Consider the following 4,463-nt stretch of genomic DNA (forward strand, 5'->3'; position numbering starts at 1 on the left):
CCGTCGATCCCGAGCCAACCCACGACCGACTCGATGGCGTCGCTCGCGGGGGCGGTCGTGAGGACGACGCTCGCGCCGCCCAGCTCCGAGAGCCGCGCGGCCGGGTCCGACTCCGCGGCGTTCACGAAGTGGTCGGCCCCGAGGTCCCTCGCGAGCGGCTCCTTCTCGGGGGTACGCGAGATCGCGACCGTCTCGTAGCCGGCGGCGTGCGCGTACTGGACCGCGAGGTGACCGAGCCCGCCGACGCCGACGACGGCGACGAGGTCGCCGGCGCGGGCGTCGGAGTTACGCAGGGCGTTGTAGGTGGTGATCCCGGCGCAAAGCAGCGGGGCGGCGTCGACAGCGTCGAGGCCGTCCGGGATCGCCGCCAGCGCCTCGGCGGGGACGGTGGCGTACTCGGCGTAGCCGCCGTCGAACGTGAGCCCGGTGATCTCGGCATTCTCGCACTGAAGGAACTGCCCGCGGCGACACGGCTCGCAGGTGAAACAGTGGCCGCCGTGCCACCCCGCGCCGACGCGCTCGCCCGGCTCCCACGCGTCGACATCGGCGCCGACCGCGTCGACGCGCCCGGCGACCTCGTGGCCGGGGACGCGCGGGTAGTCCACGCCGGGATAGCCGCCCTCGACGACGAACTCGTCGCTGCGGCAGATCCCGCACGCCTCGACGGCGACCCGGACCTCGTCGGGGTCCGGTTCCGGCACGTCGCGCTCCACGAGTTCGAACTCGGCTCCGGGCTCCGGCACGACCGCGGCACGCATGGTGTCCGTCATCGGAACACGCTCCGGTCGAGACGATCAAGAAGCTGACGCCGGCGGCGATACGACCGGTCGGCGGCGGGGGGCGTCAGCCCTCAGATCCCGCCGGCGGCCATCGCGAACAGCGCGACTGCGATGACCGCGAACAGGCCGCCCACGCCCGCCTTGATCGTCCCGGTGTCCAGCGCGGTCGAGACGTACGGGGCGATCTGCCCGCCGAGCGTCGTCGCCGGGACCGTCCAGACGACCATGTTCCACGGCGTCGTCGCCAGGTCCATCGTGTGGCCGCCGACCAGTCCGCCGCCGAACACGTGGACGACGGACGCCAAGACGGCAGTCGTCGCGACGACGATGTGGTTGGTGCCGATCGCCACGCGGACCGGGACCTGGGTCCGGAGCATCGAGATGATCCCGAGCTCGCCGATCCCGAAGCCGGCGAGCCCCTGGAACACCCCGCCGACGCTGTAGTTGAGGAACCGTTCGAGGTAGCCGCCGCGGGAGTAGGTGTAGTCGTCGCCGTCGCGGTCGACCCGGGTGACGGTGCCGGACTCGTCGGTGTCGACGCCTGCCGGCCCGAGCTTGTTGTCGTCGTCGGGGAGATCCGGTGACGAGCCGCCGTCGGTCGCGACCTCCTCGTCACCCCCGCTCTCGGTGGGGTCGCCGTGGGCCAAGTTGGCCTTGAACAGCAGGTACGAGGCCGCCAGAAGCGCGACCCCCAACAGCGCGTGGAACACCGGTTCGGGGATCACGAACGAGAGGAGCGCCCCGCCGACGACGAACGGGACGCCGCCCAACACGAGCGAGAGTGAGAGCCGGCGGTCGACGAGCCCGTACTGGATGAACGCGAGCGACGAACTCGACAGCCCGAACGACTCGCTGATGAGGCCGATCTTCACCAGCGTCGTCGGCTCCAGCGGGTAGGCGACCAGCGGGAAGGCGAAGATGAGGAACGGCACGAACAGCGCCGACCCGCTGATCCCGACGGTGTTGACGATCGTGGCGCCGGCGGTGAAGACCGCGAACAGCCACCAGTACTCGGTCCAGTAGCCGACGCCGGCGTCGGCGGGCGTCGGCGCGAAGGCGTACACGCCCCCGACGAACGCGAGGGGGGCGAGGAAGACGAAGACGTGCTGATAGCGCAGAAAGGCGCGCTGAACGTCGCTCGACAGTGACGTGCTCATTGAGGCGTGGAACGCGGGTTACGGGGAGACGAATAAATGCGTTTTCACACGTCACGATAGTGATGATCGATCGTCACCGTCGCGGAGCGCGTCGGAGCGGGTACCGCACCTTCGATATCCGACCGGACGAGCGCACGTTTTCGCGGCGTGAAATGAATGGACAGTGACAGAAAAGAAACGGTTAAACGGAGCCGTAGATCACCCGCGGATCGAACGATGACACGGGATCTCGGGACCGCGGCGCACGGCGTCTCGGGGACGGCGACGCGCCCGCCGCGCGCGATAGACGCGATGAGCGGAGAGACGACGACTGCGGACCGGCGGAGCCGGAGGACGGGGCGGTGAGCGACGGAGCGACCCTCCGGATCGTCGACGAGCCCGACGAGGGGTCGAGCGGTGCGGTCCCCGCGCCGGTGCCGCCGGACGACCCCGAGGCGTGGTACGCCCCGGACGTCCGGGCGCAGTACGAGGCCGCCCCCGGCGTGGTGGCGACCGTCCGCGAGCGCGACGGCGGGCGGTTCGGCTACGACGCCCGCGAACCGCCGCTGTCGGTCGGGGACGAGCGCGCGCTCGACCGCGTCCGGGACCGCTTCTCCGCAGTGCGGCACCGTCGCCCGCTCACCCGGGTCGGGGTCGTCGAGCGCGCCGAGGCCGGGTTCGAGCCGAAGTACGCGGAGGCGATCGACCGGTTGGTGGACGCGAGCGCCGCCGCGCGTCGACGGATCGACTACCACGCGCTGCGTGAGTTCCGGCTGCTCGGCGCGCTCACGCCGATCGCCTTGGACGACCGGATCGAGGTGGCCGACGTGGGCGACAACCGCGAGCTTGTCGTCCACACCGAGACGTTCGCGCCGCTGGAGACGGGGATCGACGCCGACGCCGACTACGTCGAACGCGTGGCGGCCGAGCGGCTCGCGCAGTACGCCGTCGAGTTCGCCGGGCTCGCGGTCGAGGTGGTCCTCTACCGCGAGCGGCTGCTCGGCTCGGACGCGTTCGAGACGAAGTACGCCGTGCTAGAGCCGGACCTTCTGCCCGGCGACGAGGAGCTCATCGAGGAGTGTAAGTCGCGGATCTGGGAGACGACCGTCAGCGACGTGATCGAGGATCGGGAGTCGTTCGTCGCCGCCCGCGCCCGCCGCTTCCTCTCGCGGCGGCTGACCGCGCGCAACACCCGGGCGTGGCTCGACGCCGCCGCGTACCGGGCGAGGTCGGCGCTCGCGGACCGGGGGCTCGTCGCGCCGCCCGTCGACTCGCGGTTCGCCCGCGACCGGCTCGACGACCTCGCGTACTACGTGCTGCGCGACTTCGTCGGCGAGGGGATCCTCACGGTCCCGATCCGCGACCCGCACCTCGAAGACGTGGAGGCGAACCGGGTCGGAGAGCGCGTGAAGGTCGTCCCGCGCGCGTCCGTCCTCTCCGGCGCGGCGGACGAGACGGGCCGTTCCGCCGCCGCGAGCCGGGGTGACGGCGAGGCCCCGGCGGTCGGCTCTCGGATCCCGACGAACCTCGCGTTCGAGGACGAGACGACGTTCGTCGACGTCGTCACGGGAATCGCCGCCCGCGACGGGACGGAGCTCAACGCCTCGACGCCCTCAGCGAAGGTGAACCTCGAACTCGACGGCGTGCCGCAGACGATCCGGTGTGCGGTGGCGCTCCCGGTCATCTCCGAGGGCGGCCCGCACGTCTCGATCCGGAAGCAGCGCGCAGACGCGCTCACCCCGGTCGACCTGATCGAGCGCGGGACCCTGTCGATCGACCTCGTGACGCTGCTGTGGCTGCTGTACGAACACCGCGGGGTCGTCCTCTTCGCCGGACCGACAGGGGTCGGCAAGACGACGCTGCTCAACGCCCACGCGCCGTTCATCCCGTTCGACGCCCGACCGGTCTCCGTCGACGAGGGCTCCCGCGAGGTCCGGCTCCCCCACGAGACGGGCGTCTCGCTCACCACGCGCGACCACGAGGACGCCTACAAGTCGGTGGGAATGGCCGAGCTGATGACCGAGGCCAACTACCTCAACCCGGACGTCGAGATCATCGCCGAGATCAACACCCCGGAGAGCTTCGAGACCTTCGCGGAGAGCCTGAACACCGGCTAAAGTGTTGCGATGCTAGTACAAATTACTGTACGTACCAACGGTTGAGACGACGACGACGCCGAGTCCGTCCCCAAGGTGTAGGACACGCCGGCGAGCAGATATATAACATCGAGTGAGAGCCGGGTGTAGTTGGTGGTGCCGACGACTCGAAGGTACACCTCGCCGGCGAGCAATAACAGGGTGAACCCAGAGACTGCGGCAGTAGCGACCGCAACGAGGAAGATGGGAAGCGCGAGCGCGAACAACACGACCACGGTGTGTGAACTATTACGTACACAAATCCGTCACAGCGATAATAGGCAGACGCTCTTCTGTAGGAGATTGTTGATACTGGCGAGCTGTCGCTGTCGTGTCGAAGAGGACAAGGACACCGCGTCAGCGGTGTCCGACACGGATGATTCCGCTAGATGTGTTTGGGTCGGAATCGGTCG

Annotated in this window: 3 protein-coding genes; 1 reads left to right on the forward strand and 2 read right to left on the reverse strand. The window is 69.7% G+C overall.

Annotation, left to right across the window (positions count from 1 at the left end; genetic code table 11):
* Window positions 1–758 (reverse strand): alcohol dehydrogenase catalytic domain-containing protein (locus tag B9G49_RS15680; protein ID WP_143414726.1); only part of this gene is annotated, 758 nt, incomplete at its 3' end.
* A 92-nt stretch (window positions 759–850) separates the two neighbouring features.
* Window positions 851–1,936: a sulfite exporter TauE/SafE family protein gene (locus B9G49_RS15685; RefSeq protein ID WP_086216994.1), complete on the reverse strand. Its 1,086-nt coding sequence runs from the start codon at window positions 1,934–1,936 to the stop codon at window positions 851–853.
* A gap of 341 nt (window positions 1,937–2,277) precedes the next feature.
* Between B9G49_RS15685 and B9G49_RS15690 the strand changes: the two genes are divergently transcribed.
* Complete coding sequence (locus B9G49_RS15690; RefSeq protein ID WP_086216995.1) at window positions 2,278–4,032, forward strand: ATPase, T2SS/T4P/T4SS family; 1,755 nt, start codon at window positions 2,278–2,280, stop codon at window positions 4,030–4,032.
* Window positions 4,033–4,463 lie beyond the last annotated feature (431 nt).

The organism is Halorubrum sp. SD683, from assembly GCF_002135045.1.
Taxonomy (GTDB): domain Archaea; phylum Halobacteriota; class Halobacteria; order Halobacteriales; family Haloferacaceae; genus Halorubrum; species Halorubrum ezzemoulense.